We start from the raw sequence: 23,346 nt of genomic DNA, 5'->3' as shown, positions 1-23,346 counted from the left end.
TACGAGGCAACAAATTCACTGCTCCGCTGCGGCGCCGTGAACAAATCCGCACGGGGCCGCCGGGGTGGTTCGGCGTGATCAGCGCCGATTTTTTGTTATCATCATTGGCCGTTGCATGAGAAACACGACCAGGCGGCACCGATGATCGCCACGAACCTTCAAGGAGAGGGATCCTTTTGAGTAAATTCACGCCACAGAACTCGTACGACGTCCACGTGGACGAGGAGTTCGGCATCACCGAGGCAGTAGCCACCCTGGACAACGGCGACTTCGGCTCGCGCACCATTCGTTTTGAAACGGGGCAGCTGGCACGTCAAGCGGACGGCTCCGTGACCACCTACCTCGACGACGAGACGATGATGCTGGCCACCACCACCGCATCCAACCAGCCGCGCGAGGGCTTCGACTTCTTCCCGCTGACCGTGGACGTGGAAGAGCGCATGTACGCCGCCGGCAAGATCCCGGGATCCTTCTTCCGCCGCGAGGGCCGCCCCTCCACGCAGGCGATCTTGGCTTGCCGTCTCATTGACCGCCCGCTGCGCCCAACCTTCGTCAAGGGGCTGCGCAACGAGGTGCAGGTTGTCATCACCGTGATGTCGCAGCACCCGGAGGAGTACTACGACGTTGTTGCCATCAACGGCGCATCCGCCGCGACCCAGCTGTCCGGCCTGCCGGTTTCCGGCCCGGTCGGCGGCGTGCGCATGGCGCTGCTGGCAGACGACAAGCACCCGGAGGGTCAGTGGGTGGCCTTGCCGAACCACGAGCAGCACGAGCGCTGCCTGTTCGAGATGGTTGTCGCCGGCCGCATGGTCGAGCGCAAGCGCGGCCGCAAGACCGAAGAAGACGTCGCCATCATGATGGTGGAGGCTGGCGCCGGCGTGAACGTGGTCAAGCAGATCGAGGCTGGCTACCCAGCACCAACCGAGTCCACCGTCGCCGAGGGCATCGAGGCCGCTAAGCCGTTCGTTGAGACGCTGTGCCGCGCCCAGCGCGGCCTGGCCGACGAGATGGCCAAGGAGACCAAGGAGTTTCCGCTCTTCCCGGCGTACTCCGACAAGGTCTTCAACGCCGTGGAGAAGAAGGCGTCCAAGAAGCTGGCCAAGCTGCTGACTATCAAGGGCAAGGCCGAGCGCGACGAGGCCACCAACGAGTACATGGAAGACATCGAGGACAGCCTCCTCGAGGACTTCGACATCGACGATGATGACCGCGAGGAGTACGCGGCGGCGTCGAAGGAGATCCGCGCGGCCTACAACGCGTTGATGAAGCAGATCGTGCGTGAGAAGATCCTCGCCGAGGGCTTCCGCATCGACGGCCGCGGCGTGACCGACATCCGCGACCTCGAGGTCGAGGTCGAGCTCATCCCGCGCGCCCACGGCTCCGCCCTGTTCGAGCGCGGAGAGACCCAGATCCTGGGCGTGACCACCCTGGACATGCTGAAGATGGAGCAGCACCTGGATTCTTTGCACCCGGAGGATTCCAAGCGTTACATCCACCACTACAACTTCCCGCCGTACTCCACCGGCGAGACCGGCCGCGTCGGCTCCCCGAAGCGCCGCGAGATCGGCCACGGTGCACTCGCGGAGCGCGCGCTGTTGCCGGTGATCCCGTCGCGGGAGGACTTCCCGTACACCATCCGCCAGGTCTCCGAAGCGCTGGGCTCCAACGGCTCGACCTCCATGGGCTCGGTGTGCGCCTCCACGCTGTCGCTGTACAACGCGGGTGTGCCGCTGGCCGCCCCGGTGGCCGGCATCGCCATGGGCCTGGTCTCCGGCGAGGTCAACGGTGAAACCGAGTACGTCGCGCTGACCGACATCCTCGGTGCGGAGGACGCGTTCGGCGACATGGACTTCAAGGTTGCCGGCACCCGCGAGTTCATCACCGCGTTGCAGCTGGACACCAAGCTCGACGGCATCCCGTCGAAGGTGCTGGCAGACGCCCTGAACCAGGCCCGCGACGCGCGCGACGCCATCCTGGACACCATGGCAGAGGTCATCGAGGGCCCGGACGAGATGAACTCGCTCGCTCCGAAGATCACCACCGTGAAGGTCCCCGTGGCCAAGATCGGCGAGGTCATCGGCCCGAAGGGCAAGACCATCAACCAGATCACCGAGGACACCGGCGCCGAGATCTCCATCGAGGACGACGGCACCGTGTTCGTCTCCGCCGCATCCGGCGAGGCAGCGGACGCCGCGATCGAGAAGATCAACGCCATTGCCAACCCGCAGATGCCGAAGGTGGGCGAGCGCTACCTCGGCACCGTGGTCAAGACCGTGGCGTTTGGCGCGTTCGTGTCCATCATGCCGGGCACTGACGGCCTGATCCACATCTCCAACCTGGGCGGCAACACCCGCGTGGAAAACGTCGAGGACGTCATCAACGTCGGCGACAAGGTCGAGGTGGAGATCCGCGACATCGACAACCGCGGCAAGATCTCGTTGGTTCCGGTCGAGGACGGCGAGTAACCGTCAGGTAATCGTCGAAAAGCGGGTGCTCTCGAGGTGAGAGCACCCGCTTTCTTGCTTGTCGACGCTTCACGTCACGGCAAGAACCGCAACTTCTTGCCCAGATCGAGCGCAGTAGTCATGAGCTCGCCGTAGTACCTGCGCGGCATCTGTTTGGGGCCGCGCATGGGCATGATCCGCTGCTGGGAGATGTTTTTGACCTCGGTGTACTTGGTCAGCCCTTCGGGGCCGTGGCGGCGGGCCACGCCCGATTCCTTCACGCCGCCGAGCGGGGTGGACACGGATGCCCAGGTCGCCGCGTAGCCGTCGTTGATGGTCACGCCGCCTGCGTGAACCTGCTCGGCGATCTCCCACGCTGTATCCGGGGCGCCGAAGACAGAGGCATTGAGGCCGTAGTTGGTGCTGTTGGCCAGGCGGATCGCCTCCTCGGTGTCTGCGACGCGCTGGACGTAGACGACCGGGCCGAAGACCTCTTGGGTGAGCAGGTCGGCGTCCTCGCTGACATCTGTGAGCACCGTCGGCTCGAAGAAGAACGGCCCAAGGTCAGGGCGGGGTGTGCCGCCGGAGACGACGGTCGCGCCCTTTGCCACGGCGTCATCGACGAACCGTTGCACGGTGTCCAACTGGTTCTGGTTGATCAGCGAGCCCATCTGGTAGTTCCAATTCAGGCCTGAACCCAGTTTGATGCGTTTGGTGGCCTCGCTGAACGCGCCGATGAAGCGGTCGAAGACCTCGTCAGGCACGTAGATGCGCTCGATGGAGACACACAGCTGGCCGGAATTGGAGAAGCAGGCGGTGGCGATCGTGTCGATGTGGGCTTCGATGTCGGCGTCCGGCGCGATGATCATCGGGTTCTTGCCGCCCAGCTCGGCGGAGTAGCCCACGAGGCGTTCGCCGACAACCTTGCCCAAGAGCTTGCCGGTGGCGGTGGAGCCGGTGAACATGAGGTAGTCGCACTGTTGGGCAATCGCCTGGCCGACAACCTTTCCGGAACCGGTGACAATTTGGAACACGTCGTGCGGAAGGCCCGCGTTTGTGAGTAACTTCTTGGCGATGATGGCAGAAAACGGGGTGGTGGAATCCGGCTTCGCCACCACGGCGTTACCAGCCAACAGTGCGGGGATAGCGTCGGAGACCCCAAGCGCGAGCGGGTAGTTCCACGGGCTGATCTGGCCCACCACGCCCTTGGGGAAGCGCTGCTCCTTGGTAGAGGTGATCACCGGAAATGCGCCGGCGCGTCGCTTGGTGGACAGAAAACCGGCTGCGTTGTTGGCGTAGTAGCGGGCGTTGTTGAGCACGTCCAGCACCTCATCAAACGCCGCGGTGCGGTCTTTTCCTGTCTCCAGCTGCACCAGATCCGCCAGCAGGTCCTGGCGTTTAACAACACTCTTGTGGAATTGCTCCATGACCTTCACGCGGTCCGCCACGGGTTTCGCGGCCCAGTCCTTTTGCGCAGAGCGGGCGATCCGGAACGCTTCGTCCACATCCGCCTCTGTGCCGTTGCCGACAGCGCCGAGGGCGTCCTCAACGAAGGGGGAACGGACCACGGTGCAGTCTCCGGAGGCGAGCGAACCGGTGGTGTGGTTGGTGGTGAGTGCGAGCAGTTCATCTACGAAGGGTGTTGGCAGTGCTGCTTCATTGAGCCGTTTGGGGAGCATGGAGACGAGCTTAGGCTGCATTCGCCGTGGTAGGGTTTGGCGGATTATCAGTGGAGTTCCGCTTTGACGGCCCCGCGAGTTCCCGTGCAGGAAAGGTGAATCCATGGGGCGCATTAGTGTGAAAAAGACTGCCGCGCGGGGAGCACGTGGAGCTGAAGGGCAACGTGCACACTCATCCTCACTGGAGACGAGCTTGTTGCGCGAAACCTCTCTTTGGACCTGCCGGGGCTTCCGGGGCTTGGGAACCTGACAACAGGTCCAGTTGAAACACGACTCTCCCGAGGCCCTGTGCGTATCGAGGTAACGGGCATCACCGCAACGCCCGTGGTAGCCGGGGTGCCGACGGTGCCCGTCACGGTGGATTTAAATGGCGATCTCGGCGCTGTCCTCCAGCAGCTCGGCATCCCGGACGCGCGCCCGGTGCCAAATGTGGCTGTGCCGGACATGGTCATGGACAATGTAGCGCTCAACAACGCAACCCTAAAGCTTGTGAGTCTGCATAGTCAGCAGTTCCGCGCACCGTCGTTCACACTGACCGCAATTAGAAACTAGCGGGAGCCGCGGTTGCGTTCCGGATTGTCGCTGTGCTCATCCGCTGGCCGCTCGCTGTGGCCGAACAGTTCATTCCGCCTCTTGTAGGCGTACAGCCCGGCCAGGGGCGAAAACCCCATGAGGAAACCCCACCGGCGCTTGGAGTCCTCGTCCATGTCGCTTTCGTGGATTTCCTTGGCCGTGTTGCCCAGGGCCACGATGCCGCCGATGGCAAGAAACGCCACGAAAACGAGTCCGAGCCAGGAAATCAGACTCACTGTTGCCTCCTACTTCTGAAAGTCCACGACCACGCGGGTCGGGTTCTCCAACAGGTACAGGTTGTACGGACGCTGAGCGTTAAGGCCCACGATGTACTGGGCGTCCGCTTCGAAGATTCCGCCGTCGGCGATCTCCTGGATGCCGCCAGCCGCCACTCCGGCGGGGTCGGCCTTGGCCAAATCGGCATCGCTTAGGCCCATCGACCACGGCACGCCTTGGATAATCAGCTCGAAGTACGCGTTGCCGGCGGGCACAAGCGGAAGTCCGGAGGCCTGCTGGCGCGGGTCGGCGGTGTAGCCGGCCAACACGTTCGGTATGCCGGTGCCGGATAGCTCCACCACGACGCGGTCGACGCCTTCGTGGGAGCCGGCCCGGACGTCTTCGATCTGCAGCTCGGGGTGGCCAGGGTTCTGCAGGTGGGTGTCTTCCAGGGTGAACTGGGTGGCGGACTGTGCGCCTGCCGGGGCTGCCGCTGCGGAGACGTCCTTGGTGTCCGCCTCTGTCGTGTTGTCTGCGGCCGCGGAAGTGGACGCCGGTGCAGTGGAGCTCGCGGCGGAGGTCGTCACTGATCTGGTCTCGGGCTCTACAGACGGCTCCGTGTCTCCCGTCTCGGCTCCGCAGCCCGCAACGGTCAGAGCGGTCACTGCGAGCGCTGCACAAAGAGCTCGGCTGCGGGTGGGGCTGAACTTGCGGCTGTGGAGTGTCATAGCCCCACCCTAGCGGGGCTACCATGGCCACCGGAGACAAACAGAAAGGACACCCATGATCAAAGTTGGAGTGCTCGGAGCGGCCGGCAAGGTCGGCTCCGCCGTTGTTGCCGGTGTGGAAAAGGCTGATGACCTGCAGCTCGCCGCCAAGGTGAGTGCTGGCGATTCGCTGCAGGTGCTGGTGAATGAAGGCGTGGACGTCATCGTCGACTTCACCACCCCGAACGCGGTGATGGACAACCTGGAGTTCTGCATCAATAACGGCATCCACTGCGTGGTGGGCACCACCGGCTTCGACGACGAGCGCTACCAGAAGGTCCGCGACTGGTGCGCGGCAAACGAGGGCGTCGGAGTACTCATCGCTCCGAACTTCGCCATCTCTGCGGTGCTGACTATGGCGTTTGCCCGCCAGGCAGCGCCGTTCTTCGAGTCGGCGGAGGTAGTGGAGCTCCATCACCCGAACAAACTCGACGCGCCTAGCGGCACGGCGGTCAAGACCGCTCAGGGGATCGCGGATGCGCGTAAAGAAGCTGGCCTGACTGAGATGCCGGATGCCACCGAGCAGGCGCTCGACGGCTCGCGCGGCGCGAGCATCGATGGCGTTCCGGTGCATGCGGTGCGCATGAAGGGCATGGTCGCGCACGAAGAGGTCATCTTCGGCACCACCGAGCAGTCCCTGACAATTCGCCAGGACTCCTACGGCCGCGAATCTTTCGTCCCCGGCGTGCTCACCGGCGTGCGCGAGGTGGCGAACCGTCCGGGCCTGACCATCGGCCTCGACGCCTACCTCGGGCTGTAAATGCAGGTTGAACTCATCGCAGCCACCGCACTGCGGGTCCCAGTGGCAGAGGGCGTCACCAAAGGGGAGGGTGTGGTTGCCTACGCCTTGCTTAGCGACGAACCTCCGGCCGCCCTCCTTCGCCGCCACGCCGACGACCTCGCCGATTCTCGCGCGCACATGCTGGAACACGCCAGCGCCACCTTGCATATCCGGGGTATCTCGCGCGACGCGGCCGCCGCGGTCCGGGGGCACGGCCTGGCGGTCAGCGAGCGCGCGGCAAACGGCGCGGTGATACCGGCCGCGATTGCCGCCGACGAGGAGCTGACACGGCTGTTTGAGGCTGCCGTGGAGGAAGCGGAGTTTGTCCGCGGCGAGCTGTTGCACGCGTTGGAGGAGGCGATGGCTGGCGAGCCAAACGCGCTCTTAAGGCGCAAGCGCTCGCGCGAGGCAGCCGACGCGCTTGTGCCTGCCGCCGCCGCGACTGAGTTGGTCGCCACCGGCACCTACCGGGCATGGCGCAAATTCATCGCCGCGCACAATGGCAGGTTCCAGCACGAAGAGATCCGGCAGCTCGCCCTTGCGGTGCTCGAGGTCATGCAGCGCGAGGCGCCGCTGCTTTTCGGCGATTTGGCCGAAGGGGAACGTCGATAAGCAATTGCTTCCGGGAGGCAGGTATCCTAGTGGGCCATGGGCACATCTCTCAAAGCTGATCTGGGAGCCGACATCTTCGGCTCCGTCTGCGTAGCAATGGTCACGCCGTTTGATTCCGACGGCGAACTAGACGTTGTGGCAGGCCGCGATCTCGCTGCCCACTTGGTAGAACAAGGAATCGACGCACTAGTGCTCGCAGGCACAACGGGCGAATCCCCGACAACCACCGACGAAGAGAAGGTCGCGCTGCTCAAGGCAGTGCGCGAAGAGGTAGGGGACAAAGCCCACATCATCGCAGGCGCGGGGTCCAACGACACCCGCCATGCGGCGGCAATGGCGAAATCGGCCGCGGAGGCCGGCGCTGACGGCCTGCTGGTTGTCACGCCGTACTACTCAAAGCCGTCCCAGGCAGGGGTGGAGGCGCACTTCCGTGCAGTTGCGGAAGCGACCGATCTTCCTGTCTGCCTGTACGACATCCCCGGCCGCTCCGGCATTCCGATCGATTCCGGCACCATCCGCAAGCTTGCGGAAGTGGACACGATCCAAGCGGTGAAGGACGCAAAGGGCGACTTCCTTGAAGCGTCCACGCTGATCCAGGAGACCGGGCTGGCCTGGTACTCGGGTGACGATCCCTTGAACCTGCCGTGGCTCGCCGTCGGCGCGACTGGAATGATCTCTGTGGTGGGGCATGCCGCACCGAAGGCACTGCGTGAACTAGTGACTACTTACGAGACCGGCGATCTCGCCCGCGCACGGGAAATCAACGCCAACACACTCAACGTGCTCGCGCGCCAACAGGGCGCGCTGGGCGGCGTGACATTTGCAAAGGCAGCTCTGCGACTGCAGGGCATCGAAGTAGGAGACCCGCGCCTGCCGGTCGCTGCGGCGACGGATGAGCAGGTCGAGCGGCTCCGCGAAGAAATGACACAGGCTGGAGTCCTATAAATATGAATGAACCCCGCAACCGCGCACGCAAGGTGACGCGTAAGGCTGGGCCGCCGGAGGCAACCGAACAGCAGCCGGTATTCCAGGCACCGAGCGACGCTCCTGCAAACGGCGGCGGCAATGACGCGCCAGCTGAGCGCGACGGTGGAAACAACGGCAATAACGGCGGCAACGGCCGTGGCGGCCGCGATGGTGGCAACGGCAATAACGGCAACGGCGGCAACAACAACCGTGGCGGCAACGCCCGCGGTGGCCGTGGTGGCGAAGACCGCGACAACAATAAGGGCAACGGCAACGGCGGTGGCAGCAACCGCAACCGTCGTCGCCGTGGCCGTGGCGGCAACGGCGGGGGCCAGGGCGGCGGCCGCCGCAACCCGATGAAGTCGATGCAGGGCGCCGATCTGACCAAGCGCCTGCCCGCACCGTCGAAGCCAGCGAAGGACACGCTTCGCATCTACGCGCTCGGCGGCATTTCCGAAATCGGCCGCAACATGACGGTCTTCGAGTACAACGGCCGCTTGCTCATCGTGGACTGCGGCGTGCTGTTCCCGAATTCGGACGAGCCGGGCGTGGATCTCGTGCTGCCGGACTTCGGCCCGATTGAAAACAAGCTGGACAAGATCGACGCACTCGTGGTCACGCACGGTCACGAGGACCACATTGGCGCTATCCCGTGGCTGCTCAAGCTGCGCAGCGATATTCCGATCTACTCGTCCAAGTTCACTAACGCGCTGATCAAGGCGAAGACGCAGGAGCACCGCCAGCGTCCGAAGCTCAACGACGTGAACACGGATTCCGAGGTCACCGTCGGCCCGTTCCGTCTGCGCTTCTGGCACGTCAACCACTCGATCCCGGAGTGCTTGGGCGTGTCCATCAAGACTGGTGCGGGCCACGTTGTGATGACCGGCGACGTGAAGGTGGACCAGACGCCATACGACGGCAAGCCGACGGACATCCCGGCGCTTGCCCGCCTCGGTGACGAGGGCATCGACCTGTTCATGTGCGATTCCACCAACGCCACCGTTCCGGGCATCTCCGCCTCGGAGGCAGGTATTGAGGAGACGCTGACACGCTTGGTGTCCAACGCCCGCCAGCGTGTGGTCATCGCGTCGTTCGCCTCCAACGTGGCGCGCGTGCAGATGGCTATCAATGCCGCTGTGTCCAACAACCGCAAGGTCGCCTTCAACGGCCGTTCCATGCTGCGCAACATGGAGATCGCGGAAAAGATGAACCTGCTCAAGGCTCCGAAGGGCACGATCATCCCGATCGAGGAAGCCGCGAAGATGGCGCCGCACAAGACGGTGCTGATCACTACCGGCACCCAGGGTGAGCCGATGGCTGCGCTGTCGCGCATGTCCCGCCGTGAGCACCGCCAGATCACCATCCACGACGGTGACACGATTATCCTTTCGTCCTCGCTCATTCCGGGCAACGAGGAAGCAGTGTTCGCGGTGATCAACAACCTCGCGCAGATCGGAGCGAACGTGATCACCAACGCTGAGGCGCACGTCCACGCGTCCGGCCACGGCTATGCCGGTGAGCTGCTCGCGCTCTACAACGCGGCGCGTCCGCGCAACGCGATGCCGGTGCACGGCGAGTGGCGGCACATGCGCGCCAACAAGGAGCTGGCGATCTCCACTGGCGTCAAGCCGAACAACACGGCGCTCGCCCAGAACGGCGTGGTAGTGGACATGCACAAAGGCAACATTAAGGTTGCCGGTCAGTACCAGGTGGGCCAGCTCTACGTTGACGGCACCACCATGGGCGACGTGGACCCGGACGTGTTGGCGGACCGCACCTCGCTGGCGTCCGGAGGCGTTGTGTCCATCACCTGCGTGGTCGACGACAGCACCGGACGCCTGCTGGAGGCACCGCAGGTGTCCACCACGGGCTACAGCGACGACGACCGCGACTTCAACAAGAAAGTCGTCGAGGGCGTTGAAGCCGTCATGGGCGATCTGGCCGCCGAGGGCGAAAACGATCCGTTCCGTATGGTGCAGCAGATCCGCCGCAAGGTCTCTCGCGCAATCGAGCAGAACTACAAGCGGCAGCCTGTGATTCTGCCGACTGTGGTGCCGATGTCGTCGGACAACCACATCGCCAGCGAGGACGAGATCGCGTCCACCCGCGAGTCCCGCTAAGCATTTGCTTTACGACGCCCCTTCGGCCCACCCCGTGGTAGCCGAGGGGGCTAACGCGTCTTCAGGGTATTCCGATACGACAGGTATGAGATACCTACGGCAAGGTCGTGACTGAGGATCCGTCAGGGTCCTCCCAGATGTAGCCGGAAACCGTACGGTTTCATAACAACCGTGCAACACGCCCTAGTAACCTTTGTGACAGGTGTGCACAATGTGGCCCATGAAGATCGCAACGAAAACCGCCGCGGCACTGCTTGCCGCCACGGTGACACTCGCACCAACCGCTCATGCACAGGACGACGTTGACTGGACCGGCGGCCGGCCCCTGCCGCCCGGCACCGAGGTGCCGTACGAGCCTGGCTACGCATCCGCGTGGAAACTCTACGACGTGATCCGTTTCGGTGACCCGAACTTCCGCAACATCAAGGTGCAGGGAGTGCGCGTGATGGGCGCCTTCGAGGGCGACTCTGTCATGTGCCACATGAATGCCAAGGGCGGACGAAATGAGTGCTACAAGGACGGCAAGCAGGCGACAAAGCTCGGATGGGGCCGTTTCGGAGAGGTAATCACCTTCGACCCGAAGGTCGAACAGTTCGCACCGCTAATCAGGAGCTACAACAACCTGGAACTGCAGCTCTCCAGCGGCACCGGAGTGAACCTTTCCAGCTAGGCTTGAGTGCATGTCTTTTGCGCAGAAGGAACGTGAACGCCTCGCCAAATTGCTGCTTCAGGTCGGCCCCGGTGCGCCGACGCTGAATGAAGGCTGGACCACCCGGGACCTCGCAGTGCACCTGCTCATCCGGGAGTTCAAGCCGGCGGCAGCCCCGGGAATCTTCGTGGATGCGCTGTCCGGCATCACCGAGAAGGAGACGGATAAGCAGAAAGCTCGCCCGTACGAAGATGTCGTGCGCGAGTGGGCTGCTGGCCCGCCCGTGTGGCTCAAGCCGCTGAACTCCGCAATGAACACCTCCGAGCACTTCATTCACCACGAAGACGTGCGCCGGGGTGGGGGAGTGGTTGAGCCTCGCGAGTTCTCCCAAGTCATCAACGAGGAGCTGTTTGCGCTGGCAAAGCGCTTTGCCAAGCTGACGCTTCGTAATGCGCCGGTGCCTGTGATCTTGACTCCGCCGACGATGCCGCCTGCGACCATCGGCGACAAGGCCGGGGTTGCCGAGCGCGGAGACAACGTGCTGCGCGTGTCGGGCGATCCCGGCGAGCTCTTGCTGTGGGCGTCCGGGCGCGTCGCCGCCAAGGTGGAACTGACTGGTGCCGTAGAGGTGTTCGAGGGTTTCGATATCAAGATGTGACCCTTGACTGCGCGTCGCGGGTGTGGCGTGAGGTGTAAATGTGACTTAAGGCGTTAGAGTTACACCCATGTCTGTCAAAAACACCGCGCCGCGCTCGTCGCGGTCTTCAACGCGCCGCCCAGAAGGCGGCACCCGCTATGGCGGTCCGGTGTCCATGACGCACCCGCCGACATCGTCGAACGTGGCCGCAGAAACCGCCGACGAACGCGTGGGATCCGCGTATAAAGTCGTCGGCCATTCGCTGGGTGCAGCTGCCCGTGGCGTCGGCTCGTTCTTTCGCCGCGACAAGCACGAGTCCGACTTCGAGGGCACCGCCACCCGCAGACCCAGGCGCAGCCGTGATGATTGGGACGAGGAATGGGAGGACGATCTGGACATGCCAGAGGAGCGCACCGAAAGCTCCGCGAACGGCGATCGCCGAGACCGCGAACCGCGGCGGGAAAGCCGCTTCGGCGGCCACAGCACGTTTGAGACCCACGCCGACGCGTGGGGTTTGCTTCTCATTGGGCTCGCCGCAGTCATCGGCGGTTCGGTCTGGTTCGACGTGGCCGGCCCAGTGGGAGAGGTCATCTCCACCGGCACGCACTGGCTCATCGGCGCGGGTGCGCTGATCCTGCCGGTGATCCTGGTCGGCATCGCTATCGCACTGATGCTCAACGTGCGTGCCTCCGACGCAGTGCGCACACGTGTCACGCTGGGCCTTTCCATCATCGCTATTGGCATGCTCGGCCTGATCCACGTCTTCTCCGGCAATCCTGCGGCGTGGGAGGAGCGCAAACTCGCCGGCGGCGCACTTGGCGCCTTCACCGGCGGGGTGCTCGCAGCCGGATTCTCCTCTTTCGTCGCAATCCCGCTGCTTGGCCTGGTGATTGTCTACGGTGCGCTGAAGACCACCGGAATCACCGTGCGCGAGGCGTACGACTACATCAAGGACCTGGTCACTCGGATGCTGTCCGACACGGACACGCCCGACGACGACCTGGATCCGTACAGCCACGTCGCCGACGACTTGGACGACATCGCGGAAGGCCGCGAGCGCCGCGCCACCCGCGATCGCGGCTCCGGTGGGGCAGCGACGCGTGCAGCTTCTCGACGTGGGCGTGGCCGCACAGCCGACGCTGCACGCCCGGACCGCCCGGACCGCCCGGCTCGGCGCCCGTCACTGCGCCGCCCGACCCCGATGGAGAGCTACCCGGCCGACGGCGATGACGAGCTGGATCTCTTCGACTTCGCCGACGAGGTCGAAGACCACGACAGCTTTGACCAGCCCGCGGCCGAGCCCGCCGACACTGCGGAGACCGCCGTGGTCCCGCGCCCGGCGGAAGCTCCGGCACCAGCCCCCAAGCCCGCATCGGCCAAGTCGGCCGCACCACAACCGGCTGAGGCGAAGCCAGCACAGCGCGACAACGAGACAGTCAACGAGACGAAGGTGCTGCAGCGGGAAGCTCCGGAGGGTGGACGTCGAGAAGCAACTGCCCCCGACGCCGTAGCCAGCTCGCGCGAGCAGATGGCCAAGGCGATCGCGGCGCGCAGCGGCATCGACGCCTCCAAGATCCCCGCAACCACCCCGAAATCCGAAGCAGAAAAGGCCGCGCCGAAACAGGTACGCAAGATCTCGCAGGGAGACTACAACCTGCCGTCGACCGAACTGCTGCTCGCAGGCAACGCGCCGAAGTCGCGCACCGAGGCCAACGACCGCATGATCGAGGCGATCACTGATGTCTTCGAGGAATTCAAGGTCAACGCCCAGGTCACCGGCTTCTCCCGCGGACCGACAGTGACCCGTTACGAGGTGGAGCTGGGGCCTGGTGTGAAGGTCTCCAAGATCACCAACCTGCAATCCAACCTCGCCTACGCCGTGGCCACCGACAACGTGCGCCTGCTCACCCCGATCCCCGGCAAATCCGCCGTGGGCATCGAGGTTCCCAATGCAGACCGCGAAATGGTGCGGCTGCGCGACGTGCTGGACTCGCCGAAGGTCTCTTCGCAGGACGACCCGATGCTCATCGGACTGGGCAAGGATATCGAGGGCGACTTCATCGCCTCCTCGATCCAGAAGATGCCGCACCTTCTGGTGGCCGGTTCCACCGGCTCCGGTAAGTCCGCGTTTGTGAACTCCATGCTGATCTCGCTTCTGACGCGAGCCACACCGGAGGAAGTCCGCCTGATCCTGGTGGACCCGAAGATGGTGGAGCTGACCCCCTACGAGGGCATCCCGCACCTGATCACCCCGATCATCACCCAGCCGAAGAAAGCCTCCGCTGCCCTGCAGTGGCTGGTGGAGGAGATGGAGCAGCGCTACATGGACATGAAGTCCGCGCGCGTGCGCCACATCAAGGACTTCAACCGCAAGGTCCAATCGGGCGAGCTGACCGCACCTCCGGGATCCGAGCGCGAGATGCGACCGTACCCGTTCATCGTGTGCGTTGTGGACGAGCTGGCTGACCTCATGATGACGGCGCCGAAGGAGATCGAGGAATCCATCGTGCGCATCACCCAAAAGGCGCGTGCGGCTGGCATCCACCTGGTGCTGGCGACCCAGCGGCCGTCCGTGGACGTGGTCACCGGCCTGATCAAGACAAACGTGCCGTCGCGGCTTGCCTTTGCGACGTCCTCGCTGACCGACTCGCGCGTCATTCTGGACCAGGGCGGCGCCGAGAAGCTCATCGGCATGGGCGACGGCCTGTTCATCCCGCAGGGCGCCGGCAAGCCGCAGCGCCTCCAGGGCGCGTTCGTCTCCGACGAGGAGATCCAGGCGGTCGTCGAGGCTGCGAAGGAGCAGCAGGACGAGCCCGACTACGTCGAGGGTGTCACCGAGGATAAGCAGGCCGAAGCCAAGGTCATCGATGACGACATCGGCAAGGACATGGACGACCTGCTCGAGGCCGTCGAGCTCGTGGTTACCTCCCAACTCGGTTCAACGTCGATGCTGCAGCGCAAGCTGCGCATAGGCTTCGCCAAGGCCGGCCGCCTGATGGATCTGATGGAATCTCGCGGCGTGGTCGGACCGTCCGAAGGCTCCAAGGCCCGAGACGTGCTGGTTAAGCCCGAGGAGCTGGAGACCATCATCTGGATGATCAAGGGCGCAGACCCCGCCGAAGCACCGAAGGGCGTCGAGCTTGAAGACGGCGCCGGTGACGCGGACGGTTCCGGCGCGGATGGCTCCGATGCCGGTGGCGACGCCGACACCCGGACTGTCACTGCAACGTACAACCCGACCGGGGGTGCGTTCTAGGCTGCGGACATATAACCGCCCTAGATGCTTACCCGAGGATGCTTACCGGGTCTAGATGCTTACCCGAGGATGCTTACCCATCGAGTGGTGCACCTGCCGAAGCACTGGACATCTCGACAAGTAAGCGTTTAGAAGTAAGCATCCTCGGGCGGTAAGCATCCTGGGGCGGTAAGCATCCTGGGGTAAGCATTTGCGCGAAAGGCGCGGGCGGCACGGAGAGGCGCGGGAGCGGCGCAGACCGGCGGGTCGGCACACCGCGCCGCGTTGTGTAGGCCGGGTGGTGTAGTGTGTAACGCGCTTGGAGGGGAGTACCCCGGAAGTGTCCAGGATCGTCAGCACGGTGCCGTCGTAAAGTGATGGCCCCGGTCCGGACCGCCCACGGCGGTGGGGGAGACCTCCGGTCTATTTTGTGACGCTGACCGGAGGCTTACTTATGCATGTGCCCTTGTACATTTGGTTGATCACCTCGGCGGTGATCCTGGGATTTTTCGTCTTCGACTTCGTCTCGCACGTGCGCACCCCGCACGAGCCGACGATGAAAGAGTCGGGCGGCTGGGCGCTGTTCTACATGACTATGGCCGCGATCTTCGGAGGGCTCGTCTGGTGGCTGTGGGATAGTGAGCATGCGCTGCAGTTCTTCACCGGCTACATCACGGAGCTGTCGCTGAGTGTCGACAACCTCTTCGTGTTCGCGCTAATCATGGGCTCGTTCAAGATCCCTCGGGCGTACCAACAGAAGGTGCTGCTCATCGGCATTGTCATGGCACTGGTGTTCCGCCTCGTATTCATTCTGCTTGGCGCTGTGATCATCTCCGCCTGGGCGTGGGTGTTCTACATCTTCGCCGCTTTCCTCATCTACACCGCCATCAAGCTGGTCTACGACGAAGTCACCGACCAGGAAGACCCGGACCCGAACGACATGTTCGTGGTCAAGACGCTGCGCAAGGTCATTCCGGTGACCAAGTCGTACCACTCGGACCGTCTGGTGTCCGCCACGGAAGCCGGCAAGAAGGCCGTCACCCCGCTGTTCGTGGCGCTGCTGTCCATCGGTTTCATCGACGTGATGTTCGCCTTCGACTCCATTCCCGCGATTTTCGGTATCACGCAGGAATCCTTCCTGGTGTTCACCGCCAATGCGTTCGCGCTGCTTGGCCTGCGTCAGCTGTACTTCCTGCTCAACGGCCTGCTGGACAAGCTGGTCTACCTGCCGTACGGCCTGGCCATCATCCTCGGTTTCATCGGCGTGAAGCTGCTGCTACACGCGCTGCACGAGAACAACCTGCCGTTCATCAACGGCGGCGAGGGCTTGAACGTGCCGGAGGTCGGCACCGTTGCCTCGCTGCTCGTCATCGTGGGCACGCTTGCGGTCACCGCAATTGCGTCGCTGATGAAGGACCGCGCGGAGGTGAAAGCCGGTCGCCGGGATCCGGAGGAGGGCAAGTACCACATCGATTACGACGATCACGGCAACCGTCGCAAGGTGGACCGCGAAGGCCACCACGTGGAGTGGATCGACGACCCTGCCACCTCCGGCAAGGGCGACCACACCGCCACTGGCTCGCGCGACACGGGGCACCTCGACGTCGCCCGTGGCGGCCGCAAGGGGTAACCCCTAGCTGAAGATATTCATCACCGGGTTCCACTCCCGGATCTCGCGGGCGGCCAAGGCCCCGGCGACGTTGTAGGGGTCGCCGTCCAGGATGGTCGCCGCGTCCTCCTCGGTGGCGGTGTCCGGCAGCTGCAGGATGATCAGGGCCTGCTCGGCGCCCGCGAACGGCCCGGAGCCGACGATTCGGCCCAGCGACAGCTGGGAGGAGATGAATTCGCGGTGGGCGGGGCGTGTGTCGTCGACAAGCTTTTGCTCGCCGTAGATGTACGTGGCTGCGAAATACTTCATGAAGGGCAGTCTAGGAGCGTGGCGCCGCATGGGTATGGTGGACGTTGTGATGCAACCCGACAAGCAGTCGAATTGGAACCTCCCGAACATTTTGACCTCGCTGAGGATCCTGTTCATTCCCGTTTTTGCCTGGCTGGTGCTGTCTGAGCGCTGGTGGTGGGCGTTCGGGTTGTTCGTTGCGCTCATGATCACGGACAAGCTCGACGGCGACATCGCGCGCGCCCGCGGGCTGGTCACGGACTTCGGCAAAATTGCCGACCCGATCGCGGACAAGGCGCTGATGGTCACCGCGCTGGTCACCCTGAATATCGCCAGCACGCTGCCGGTGTGGGTGACGGTGGTCATTGTGGCCCGTGAGCTGGGCATTACCGTGTGGCGCATGGTGATGCTGCGCCGCGGCAAGGTGGTGCCCGCGTCGAAGGGCGGCAAGCTCAAGACGGCGCTTCAAACCCTCGCCGTTGGGTTGTACTTGTGCCCGCTGCCCGCGTGGATGGACACTCCGACGTTCGTGGTGATGTTGTTGGCGGTCGCGGTCACCGTGGTCACGGGCGTGCAGTATCTGGTCGACGCAGGAAAGGTGAACAAGTGACTACTGCGCAATTGCTTATCGACGAGCTCCGCGCCCGCCACCAAACCATCGCCTTTTGCGAGTCGCTGACTGCCGGTCTGGTCTCTGCGACGTTGGCTGATGTGCCGGGTGCCTCGGATGTGTTGGTCGGGGGCCTGGTGACGTACTCGCCGGAGCTGAAGACGGCGCTTGCGGATGTGCCGGCGGAGCTGATCGAGCGCGAAGGTGTGGTCTCTGCCACTGTTGCGCGCGAGATGGCGCGCGGGGCGCGGCGCGTGTGCGGGTCCGACTGGGCGGTGGCGCTGACTGGTGTGGCGGGTCCCGACAGCCAGGACGGTGTGCCCGCCGGCACCGTGTGGATTGGTTTGGCGGGGCCGAAGTGGACTGCCTCGTCACAGGCGGCTGAGCTGCTCGACCCGTCTGTCGGCCAGTATGCGCTCATGCCAGGAGCTGCGGTGCCCGTGCGTGTGCTGTCCGGGCAGCGCAACGAAGTCCGCCGCCTGGCGGTGGAAGCCGTGCTGGTTGGAGCGCTGAAGTGCGTGCGGGAACAAAACTAAACGGCGAGTCGTTGGAGTAATTGATGACCACTACTACTTTGCTCTACGACACCCCGGTAAACCTGCCGCTTGCCCCGGCCGAGGTTGCCCCTGCTTCGTCCCGCGAGCCGTTGTTCCGAGAGGCGCTCGGCATGTCGCTGCGCGCATTCCGCGCCGACAAAGGCGTGACGCTGCGTGCGCTGGCGAAGGAAGCGCGTGTGTCTTCCGGCTACATCTCCGAGTTGGAGCGCGGCCGCAAGGAAGTTTCCTCGGAGCTGCTGGCCTCGTTGTGCGAGGCGTTGGGCACCACGGTCTCCGAGGTTCTGCTGGAAGCTGTGGCGAACATGTCGCTGCACTCTTTCACCGAAGAGCTGGAGCGCACCACGCCGGCTGCTGCGGAAGCGTAGCTGGCAATCCGCGACTACAGTGGTTGGCGATTAACGCAATCTACTGACAGAAAGGTCACGGTGCTTTAGCCATGGCGAATCCCTTTACCAAGTTCTGGAACTACCTGATGGCGCTCTTCGACAACAAGATCGAAGAAAACGCAGACCCGAAGATCCAGATCGAGCAGGCCATTAACGACGCTCAGCGTCAGCACCAGGCACTGTCCCAGCAGGCGGCTGCCGTGATTGGCAACCAGCGCCAGCTGGAGATGCAGCTCAACCGTCGCCTGGAGGACGTTGAGAAGCTGCAGGCGAACGCTCGCCAGGCGCTCCAGCTCGCCGACAAGGCACGCGGCGAGGGAAACGCCCAGAAGGCGCAGGAGTACGAGAATGCTGCCGAGGCATTCGCGGCCCAGCTGGTGACCGCCGAGTCCGGCGTTGAGGACACCAAGCAGCTGCACGACCAGGCGCTGCAGCAGGCGGCCCAGGCGAAGCAGGCCGTCGAGCGCAACGCGGCGCACCTGCAGCAGCAGGTGGCGGAGCGCTCCAAGCTGCTGTCCCAGCTGGAGCAGGCGAAGATGCAGGAGAAGGTCTCGGAGACCATGCAGTCCATGAACTCCATCACCTCCTCCGGCCCGAACCTGGATCAGGTGCGTGACAAGATCGAGCGCCGCTACGCCAACGCCCTGGGCGCCGCCGAGCTCGCGCAGAACTCCATCGAGGGCCGCATGGCTGAGGTTGAGCAGGCCGGCATCCAGATGGCAGGCCACGGCCGCCTGGAGCAGCTGCGCGCCGAGATGGCAGGGGAGCTGACCTCCGGCAAGAAGCAGGCCATCGAGCAGGGTAAGGCTGCTCAGGGTGGTGCTGCTCAGGGTGGTGCTGCTAGTTCTTCGAACCCGGTCGGCGGCGATGTCTCCGACGACGCTGTCGCACAGCGCATGCGCGAGCTGCGCGGGGAGTAAACGGAGTAACACCGCACACGCCCGCTAAACGCATTCCGCCCGGTTCCTCGTAGGAGGGGCCGGGCGGAGCGTCGTTCTATAGCAGAGTGCGAGCGCAACCTTCCACGGCTTCTTCCAGGCGTTTCCAGCTATCAGGATCCAGCTATTCGCCCCTCAGGGCCGAATAGCTGGGTCTTAGTAGCTGGATTTGGGATATGGGGAGGGGGCAGTGTAGCTAGTCCACGGCTCCGCGGGCCATGAGTGCTTCGCCCATCATCTTGGCGCGGCGCACGGAGCGGATGACCAGCGGGATGCCAAAAGCGCTGAAGGAGAAGCCGACGCCGCGGGCTTTGCGCGCCGCGAGGACCTCGTTCGCGGTGGCGAGGGTGAGCGGAATTAACCGGATTGTCAGCGCGATGGTCAGGGAGATCAATTCACCCGTACGTCCGAACGGGGCCAACGCTTGGTCCAGCGCCGCCAGCAGTTCCTCCACCGGTGTGGTCAGGGTGAGCAGGTTCGCCGCGGCGATGGTGGCGAGCAGGCCGATCAGCAGCGTCAGCGCAGATTGCACACCGTTTTGCCACACCATGAACACGCCCAGAAACAGCAGCACGGGCAGCAGCGGCACGAGCTGGCGCCACGCCACGCGCGCGGGGATGCGCGCCCACACGTAGAGCACGAGCACAAACACGAGTGCGGCGAAAGAGTGCCACGGCTGGGTGGGCAGGGCAGTGACGGCGATGATGAAAACGACCAGCAGCGCGAACTTCAGCGCCGCTCCCATGCGGTGCAGCCACGTGTCGCCGGGGATGTAGACGCCTAAGGGGAGTTCGCGGATCACGGCTTCGCATCCATCAGGTCGGTATAGAACGCAATCGCATCATCGGGCGTGCCGTCGTAGGCCAAGGCACCGTCGTCGATGACGAGCACGCGGTCGAATCCGCGCAGCATCTCTAGGTCGTGCGTGACCACGATCAGCTGCTGGTCCAGCGACATCAACTCGCGCATGATGCGGCGGCGGTTGCGCAGGTCTAACAGGGTGGTGGGCTCGTCGGCGATGATCGTGTCCGGCTCGATCACCAGCACGGACGCGAGCGCGAGCATCTGCTTCTCGCCGCCGGAGAGAGTGTGCGGGGAGTTCTCGGCGCGATCGGCAAGATCGAAGCGTTCGAGCGCGTCTGCCACGCGGCGCTTTACCTCCTCGCGTGGCAGCTTGAAGCGGCGCAGGGAAAATGCAACGTCGTCGGAAACGCGCGGCATGACAATCTGGGATTCGGCGTCGGAGAAGACAAAACCAACGCGCTTGCGGATGTCTCTGCCGTGTTTGTCGGGCGTGAGCCCGTCGTAAAGCACCTGCCCCGAAGTCGGTTCGATCAAGCCGTTGATCAGGCGCACGGTGGTGGATTTGCCGGAACCATTGGAGCCGATGATGCCGATGCGCTGCTCCGACAGACTCACGGTCAGCGGTGCGAGGACCTGCTCGCCGTCGTAAGCGACAGCGGCGCCGCGGAAATCGATAAGGGGCATGGCGCTTACTTGCGAGCCGCGCGCAGATCCGGGAACGCCTGGTGCACCGCGAACGCGATAGCGATCATGAGGGCGACCTTGCCGGCGTCCGGCAGCAGGAACGGCACCTGCGCCGCCCAGGCTGCGCCGAAGCTCATGTCAGCGCGCCACATCAGGCCGAACACGCCACAGAGGTACTGGAAAAACAGGGCCAGGTAGCCGGCGAGGATGAGGATGCCGATGTTCGCCGTTTTGTTCGAGCGTGCCGGCGCGGTGTATGCGATCGCGCCGGCGACGGCTGCGGAGACAAGGTAGCCGACCAGGTAGCCCACGGTCGGACCACCGAGTGCGGAGATGACCGTGCGGCCGCCTGCGAGCACCGGCAGCGCCAGGCCCACCAGCAGGAAGATTGCGGCGGCGGAGAGGCCGCGGCGCCACCCGAGCACCAGCCCGGCGAGGATCACGGCGGCGTTCTGCAGCACAATAGGCACGCCGGCGGCGCCGACGGGAATGGACACGAAGCCAAGCACGATAACGATGGCGGCGAAGACCGCAATGAGCGCGATATCCTGCGCCGTAGAGTTTTTCTTCATGCGCGGGAGTGTACCGGGGTGGGTGGCGTGTACTGTCGGGCGCATGCGTTTGACGGAGTTTCACCAGCTTGTGCAGGACGAGTTCGGCTCGGAGCGTGCGCAGTGGATCATCCAGACCCAGGTGTTGCCCGGGTTTGAGCAGACGTCTGCGCAGCTCATCGACGCCGGCGTGGACCCGCGCGACGCGTGGCGGGGACTTTGCGACGCGTTCGATGTCCCGGAGGAGCGCCGCCTCGGGGTCGATCGTCCGGGGACGTAGAAGGGCAGTTGCTTATCGACGGCTCCGCCACCCCGGCGTGTCTTTGAATTTCGAACACGTTTGCGTGTATTCTCTGGCGTGTCGCCGTTGCGTTCTACAGTGTGCCGTGTTTTCCGCTTGGGAAAGATTTCTTCGCGTTGAATGGAACCGAAGCGGTATAGCGATACGTCTAACTAAGAAACTGTGCACGCGACGCGCCCAGCGCCGCCGAATACTTGGAGGTAGAAACACCACATGGCAACGAAGAAGAAGTCCGCGGCTTCGGCCGGCAATGACCGCAAGAATGCGCTCGATGCAGCGCTGGCAATGATTGAGAAGGACTACGGCAAGGGCGCTGTCATGCGCTTGGGCGATGAGAACCGCCCGCCGATCCAGTCCATCTCTTCCGGCAACACCGCCATCGATGTCGCGCTCGGCATCGGTGGTTGGCCGCGCGGACGAATCGTGGAGATCTACGGGCCGGAGTCTTCTGGTAAGACCACCGTGGCGCTGCACGCGATCGCGGAGGCACAGCGCGGCGGCGGCATCGCCGCGTTTATCGACGCGGAGCACGCGCTCGACCCGGACTACGCGCGCAAGCTCGGCGTGGACACGGACAACCTGCTGGTGTCCCAGCCTGACACTGGTGAGCAGGCGCTGGAAATCGCGGACATGCTGGTGCGCTCGGGCGCGATTGACATGATCGTGATTGACTCGGTGGCCGCACTGACACCGAAGGCCGAGATTGAGGGCGAGATGGGCGATAGCCATGTCGGCCTGCAGGCTCGCCTCATGTCCCAGGCGTTGCGCAAGATGACCGGTGCGCTGTACAACTCCGGCACCACCGCCATCTTCATTAACCAGCTGCGCGAGAAGATCGGCGTGATGTTCGGCTCCCCGGAGACCACCACTGGCGGTAAGGCCCTGAAGTTCTACGCGTCCGTGCGCTGCGATGTCCGTCGCATTCAGACGCTGAAGGACGGCCAGGACTCCATCGGCAACCGCACCAAGATGAAGGTTGTGAAGAACAAAGTCTCCCCGCCGTTCAAGATCGCCGAGTTCGACATCATGTACGGCGAGGGCATCTCGCGAGAGAGCTCCATTATCGACATGGGCGTGGAAAACGGGATTGTGAAGAAGTCCGGCTCCTGGTTCACCTACGAAGGCGACCAGCTGGGCCAGGGCAAGGAAAAGGCCCGCATGTTCCTCAAAGAGAACCCGGATCTGGCCGACGAGATCGAGGACAAGATCTTCCGCGCGCTCGGCGTGGGTAAGTACGCCAACGCTTCCGATGAGCTGACGGACGAGCCGGTGGATGTGGTGCCGAACATCGACTTCGACGACGAGGAAGATGCTGCCGCGCCGGCAACTGCGGAGAAGTAGTTGGCGGACGCGGACCAGATTGCCCGGCTCCAGGCGGCGCTCGATGCCTTCGAACCGGGCACCGGTCTTTTCGACCGGGAACACGAGGAGGCGCTAGCGCCGGTTCGTAAGCGCGCTCTCGGTTTGCTGGATCAGCGTGCGCGCTCCCGCACGGAACTCCGCGACCGGCTGATCAGGGCGGAATTTGAGCCGCAGCTTGTTGACGAAGTGCTCGACGACCTTGCAGGCTCCGGCCTCCTCAACGACGCGCAGTTCGCTCACGAGTGGGTGCGCCAAAGAGCCTCCCGCAGGGGCAAGTCCACCCGAGCGCTGGATATGGAGCTGCGTGACAAGGGCGTTTCAGGGGCGGACCGCGCCGCGGCACTGGAGCAGATCTCTGAAGAAGACGAAGAACACACCGCCCGCGCTGTGGCGGAAAAGTCCGCGCGGAAGGTCAAGGCAGCTCCGGCAGACCGCGCCGAGTACGACAAACACCTGCGCCGCGTCGTTGGCGCGTTGGCCCGGCGTGGCTTCAACCAGGGGATGGCGCTGCGCATCGCGCGCGAAGAACTGGACGCGCGCATTGCCGAGTGTGAGGAGTAGTCCGAAACACTGAACA

24 protein-coding genes are annotated in these 23,346 nt (G+C 64.1%); 17 read left to right on the top strand and 7 right to left on the bottom strand.

Annotation, left to right across the window (positions count from 1 at the left end; genetic code table 11):
• Positions 1–176: 176 nt before the first annotated feature.
• Positions 177–2,465, top strand: coding sequence for a polyribonucleotide nucleotidyltransferase (locus CAFEA_RS06950; RefSeq protein ID WP_063936861.1), 2,289 nt, complete (start codon positions 177–179; stop codon positions 2,463–2,465).
• 74 nt (positions 2,466–2,539) lie between these two features.
• Here CAFEA_RS06950 and CAFEA_RS06945 read toward each other — a convergent pair whose 3' ends face one another.
• Positions 2,540–4,123: a succinic semialdehyde dehydrogenase gene (locus CAFEA_RS06945; protein ID WP_063936924.1), complete on the bottom strand. Its 1,584-nt coding sequence runs from the start codon at positions 4,121–4,123 to the stop codon at positions 2,540–2,542.
• Between the two features lie 288 nt (positions 4,124–4,411).
• Between CAFEA_RS06945 and CAFEA_RS06940 the strand changes: the two genes are divergently transcribed.
• Entirely contained in the window at positions 4,412–4,675 is a 264-nt protein-coding gene (locus CAFEA_RS06940) for a hypothetical protein (protein ID WP_063936860.1), read from the top strand.
• On the opposite strand, the gene CAFEA_RS06935 is transcribed toward CAFEA_RS06940, so the two are convergent.
• Both CAFEA_RS06935 and CAFEA_RS06930 read right to left on the bottom strand, forming a co-directional pair.
• Positions 4,672–4,932, bottom strand: a complete 261-nt coding sequence (locus CAFEA_RS06935; RefSeq protein ID WP_063936859.1) for a hypothetical protein — start codon at positions 4,930–4,932, stop codon at positions 4,672–4,674. The genes CAFEA_RS06940 and CAFEA_RS06935 overlap by 4 nt on opposite strands.
• Before the next feature lie 9 nt (positions 4,933–4,941).
• Positions 4,942–5,640, bottom strand: a complete 699-nt coding sequence (locus CAFEA_RS06930; protein WP_156490093.1) for an AMIN-like domain-containing (lipo)protein — start codon at positions 5,638–5,640, stop codon at positions 4,942–4,944.
• Positions 5,641–5,695: 55 nt separating this feature from the next.
• On the opposite strand from CAFEA_RS06930, the gene dapB reads away from it, so the two are divergent.
• The 8 genes from dapB to CAFEA_RS06890 all read left to right on the top strand — a co-directional run bounded on the left by dapB (position 5,696) and on the right by CAFEA_RS06890 (position 16,309).
• Positions 5,696–6,439 carry a 4-hydroxy-tetrahydrodipicolinate reductase gene (gene dapB / locus CAFEA_RS06925; RefSeq protein WP_063936857.1) on the top strand — a complete coding sequence of 248 codons (744 nt, stop codon included), beginning with the start codon at positions 5,696–5,698 and terminating at the stop codon, positions 6,437–6,439.
• Positions 6,440–7,072 (top strand): FAD-dependent thymidylate synthase, encoded by a 633-nt coding sequence (locus tag CAFEA_RS06920; RefSeq protein ID WP_063936856.1) that lies wholly within the window; start codon positions 6,440–6,442, stop codon positions 7,070–7,072.
• Between the two features lie 36 nt (positions 7,073–7,108).
• Complete coding sequence (gene dapA / locus CAFEA_RS06915) at positions 7,109–8,017, top strand: 4-hydroxy-tetrahydrodipicolinate synthase (RefSeq protein WP_063936855.1); 909 nt, start codon at positions 7,109–7,111, stop codon at positions 8,015–8,017.
• A 2-nt stretch (positions 8,018–8,019) separates the two neighbouring features.
• Entirely contained in the window at positions 8,020–10,158 is a 2,139-nt protein-coding gene (locus CAFEA_RS06910) for a ribonuclease J (protein WP_063936854.1), read from the top strand.
• 220 nt (positions 10,159–10,378) lie between these two features.
• Positions 10,379–10,828, top strand: coding sequence for a hypothetical protein (locus CAFEA_RS06905; RefSeq protein ID WP_126857105.1), 450 nt, complete (start codon positions 10,379–10,381; stop codon positions 10,826–10,828).
• A gap of 10 nt (positions 10,829–10,838) precedes the next feature.
• Positions 10,839–11,465 carry a TIGR03085 family metal-binding protein gene (locus CAFEA_RS06900; RefSeq protein WP_063936852.1) on the top strand — a complete coding sequence of 209 codons (627 nt, stop codon included), beginning with the start codon at positions 10,839–10,841 and terminating at the stop codon, positions 11,463–11,465.
• Positions 11,466–11,532: 67 nt separating this feature from the next.
• Entirely contained in the window at positions 11,533–14,700 is a 3,168-nt protein-coding gene (locus CAFEA_RS06895) for a DNA translocase FtsK (protein ID WP_063936851.1), read from the top strand.
• Positions 14,701–15,133: 433 nt separating this feature from the next.
• Positions 15,134–16,309, top strand: a complete 1,176-nt coding sequence (locus CAFEA_RS06890; RefSeq protein WP_063936850.1) for a TerC family protein — start codon at positions 15,134–15,136, stop codon at positions 16,307–16,309.
• Between the two features lie 3 nt (positions 16,310–16,312).
• Here CAFEA_RS06890 and CAFEA_RS06885 read toward each other — a convergent pair whose 3' ends face one another.
• The gene (locus tag CAFEA_RS06885; RefSeq protein WP_063936849.1) at positions 16,313–16,597 is read right to left on the bottom strand and encodes a YciI family protein; all 285 of its coding nucleotides are present in this window, start codon (positions 16,595–16,597) and stop codon (positions 16,313–16,315) included.
• A 49-nt stretch (positions 16,598–16,646) separates the two neighbouring features.
• Here CAFEA_RS06885 and pgsA point away from each other — a divergent pair, with 49 nt between their 5' ends.
• The 4 genes from pgsA (at position 16,647) to CAFEA_RS06865 (ending at position 19,049) form a co-directional block, all read left to right on the top strand.
• Positions 16,647–17,186 carry a CDP-diacylglycerol--glycerol-3-phosphate 3-phosphatidyltransferase gene (gene pgsA, locus CAFEA_RS06880; RefSeq protein ID WP_082855613.1) on the top strand — a complete coding sequence of 180 codons (540 nt, stop codon included), beginning with the start codon at positions 16,647–16,649 and terminating at the stop codon, positions 17,184–17,186.
• The gene (locus CAFEA_RS06875; RefSeq protein ID WP_063936847.1) at positions 17,183–17,722 is read left to right on the top strand and encodes a CinA family protein; all 540 of its coding nucleotides are present in this window, start codon (positions 17,183–17,185) and stop codon (positions 17,720–17,722) included. The genes pgsA and CAFEA_RS06875 overlap by 4 nt, the downstream gene beginning before the upstream one ends.
• Before the next feature lie 23 nt (positions 17,723–17,745).
• Entirely contained in the window at positions 17,746–18,108 is a 363-nt protein-coding gene (locus CAFEA_RS06870; RefSeq protein WP_063936846.1) for a helix-turn-helix domain-containing protein, read from the top strand.
• A gap of 71 nt (positions 18,109–18,179) precedes the next feature.
• On the top strand, positions 18,180–19,049 hold the full coding sequence (locus CAFEA_RS06865; RefSeq protein WP_063936845.1) for a PspA/IM30 family protein: 870 nt from the start codon (positions 18,180–18,182) through the stop codon (positions 19,047–19,049).
• A gap of 214 nt (positions 19,050–19,263) precedes the next feature.
• Here CAFEA_RS06865 and CAFEA_RS06860 read toward each other — a convergent pair whose 3' ends face one another.
• The 3 genes from CAFEA_RS06860 to CAFEA_RS06850 are packed head-to-tail and all read right to left on the bottom strand — an operon-like array spanning position 19,264 to position 21,127.
• Positions 19,264–19,869, bottom strand: a complete 606-nt coding sequence (locus CAFEA_RS06860) for an energy-coupling factor transporter transmembrane component T family protein (protein ID WP_172796699.1) — start codon at positions 19,867–19,869, stop codon at positions 19,264–19,266.
• The gene (locus CAFEA_RS06855; RefSeq protein WP_063936844.1) at positions 19,866–20,555 is read right to left on the bottom strand and encodes an energy-coupling factor ABC transporter ATP-binding protein; all 690 of its coding nucleotides are present in this window, start codon (positions 20,553–20,555) and stop codon (positions 19,866–19,868) included. The genes CAFEA_RS06860 and CAFEA_RS06855 overlap by 4 nt, the downstream gene beginning before the upstream one ends.
• A 5-nt stretch (positions 20,556–20,560) precedes the next feature.
• Positions 20,561–21,127: a biotin transporter BioY gene (locus CAFEA_RS06850; protein ID WP_063936843.1), complete on the bottom strand. Its 567-nt coding sequence runs from the start codon at positions 21,125–21,127 to the stop codon at positions 20,561–20,563.
• Between the two features lie 43 nt (positions 21,128–21,170).
• Between CAFEA_RS06850 and CAFEA_RS06845 the strand changes: the two genes are divergently transcribed.
• The 3 genes from CAFEA_RS06845 to recX all read left to right on the top strand — a co-directional run bounded on the left by CAFEA_RS06845 (position 21,171) and on the right by recX (position 23,330).
• Positions 21,171–21,386: a DUF3046 domain-containing protein gene (locus tag CAFEA_RS06845; protein WP_063936922.1), complete on the top strand. Its 216-nt coding sequence runs from the start codon at positions 21,171–21,173 to the stop codon at positions 21,384–21,386.
• A gap of 234 nt (positions 21,387–21,620) precedes the next feature.
• The gene (gene recA / locus CAFEA_RS06840; RefSeq protein WP_034998736.1) at positions 21,621–22,748 is read left to right on the top strand and encodes a recombinase RecA; all 1,128 of its coding nucleotides are present in this window, start codon (positions 21,621–21,623) and stop codon (positions 22,746–22,748) included.
• Positions 22,749–23,330 carry a recombination regulator RecX gene (gene recX / locus CAFEA_RS06835; protein ID WP_063936842.1) on the top strand — a complete coding sequence of 194 codons (582 nt, stop codon included), beginning with the start codon at positions 22,749–22,751 and terminating at the stop codon, positions 23,328–23,330. It abuts the gene before it with no gap.
• Positions 23,331–23,346 lie beyond the last annotated feature (16 nt).

This window comes from Corynebacterium afermentans subsp. afermentans, from assembly GCF_030408355.1.
Classification (GTDB): Bacteria; Actinomycetota; Actinomycetes; order Mycobacteriales; family Mycobacteriaceae; genus Corynebacterium; species Corynebacterium afermentans.
Note: the sequence above shows the minus strand (reverse complement) of the source record. Positions and strands in the feature narration are given on the sequence as shown.

Bases quoted from the DNA above. Each gene is read 5' to 3' on its own strand.
- CAFEA_RS06905 (WP_126857105.1), top strand. From the start codon at position 10,379: ATGAAGATCGCAACGAAAACCGCCGCGGCACTGCTTGCCGCCACGGTG.
- CAFEA_RS06930 (WP_156490093.1), bottom strand. From the start codon at position 5,640: ATGACACTCCACAGCCGCAAGTTCAGCCCCACCCGCAGCCGAGCTCTT.
- CAFEA_RS06885 (WP_063936849.1), bottom strand. From the start codon at position 16,597: ATGAAGTATTTCGCAGCCACGTACATCTACGGCGAGCAAAAGCTTGTC.
- CAFEA_RS06870 (WP_063936846.1), top strand. From the start codon at position 17,746: ATGACCACTACTACTTTGCTCTACGACACCCCGGTAAACCTGCCGCTT.
- CAFEA_RS06890 (WP_063936850.1), top strand. From the start codon at position 15,134: ATGCATGTGCCCTTGTACATTTGGTTGATCACCTCGGCGGTGATCCTG.
- recA (WP_034998736.1), top strand. From the start codon at position 21,621: ATGGCAACGAAGAAGAAGTCCGCGGCTTCGGCCGGCAATGACCGCAAG.
- pgsA (WP_082855613.1), top strand. From the start codon at position 16,647: ATGCAACCCGACAAGCAGTCGAATTGGAACCTCCCGAACATTTTGACC.
- CAFEA_RS06910 (WP_063936854.1), top strand. From the start codon at position 8,020: ATGAATGAACCCCGCAACCGCGCACGCAAGGTGACGCGTAAGGCTGGG.
- CAFEA_RS06850 (WP_063936843.1), bottom strand. From the start codon at position 21,127: ATGAAGAAAAACTCTACGGCGCAGGATATCGCGCTCATTGCGGTCTTC.
- CAFEA_RS06920 (WP_063936856.1), top strand. From the start codon at position 6,440: ATGCAGGTTGAACTCATCGCAGCCACCGCACTGCGGGTCCCAGTGGCA.
- CAFEA_RS06865 (WP_063936845.1), top strand. From the start codon at position 18,180: ATGGCGAATCCCTTTACCAAGTTCTGGAACTACCTGATGGCGCTCTTC.
- CAFEA_RS06855 (WP_063936844.1), bottom strand. From the start codon at position 20,555: ATGCCCCTTATCGATTTCCGCGGCGCCGCTGTCGCTTACGACGGCGAG.
- dapA (WP_063936855.1), top strand. From the start codon at position 7,109: ATGGGCACATCTCTCAAAGCTGATCTGGGAGCCGACATCTTCGGCTCC.
- dapB (WP_063936857.1), top strand. From the start codon at position 5,696: ATGATCAAAGTTGGAGTGCTCGGAGCGGCCGGCAAGGTCGGCTCCGCC.
- CAFEA_RS06845 (WP_063936922.1), top strand. From the start codon at position 21,171: ATGCGTTTGACGGAGTTTCACCAGCTTGTGCAGGACGAGTTCGGCTCG.
- CAFEA_RS06900 (WP_063936852.1), top strand. From the start codon at position 10,839: ATGTCTTTTGCGCAGAAGGAACGTGAACGCCTCGCCAAATTGCTGCTT.
- CAFEA_RS06945 (WP_063936924.1), bottom strand. From the start codon at position 4,123: ATGCTCCCCAAACGGCTCAATGAAGCAGCACTGCCAACACCCTTCGTA.
- CAFEA_RS06895 (WP_063936851.1), top strand. From the start codon at position 11,533: ATGTCTGTCAAAAACACCGCGCCGCGCTCGTCGCGGTCTTCAACGCGC.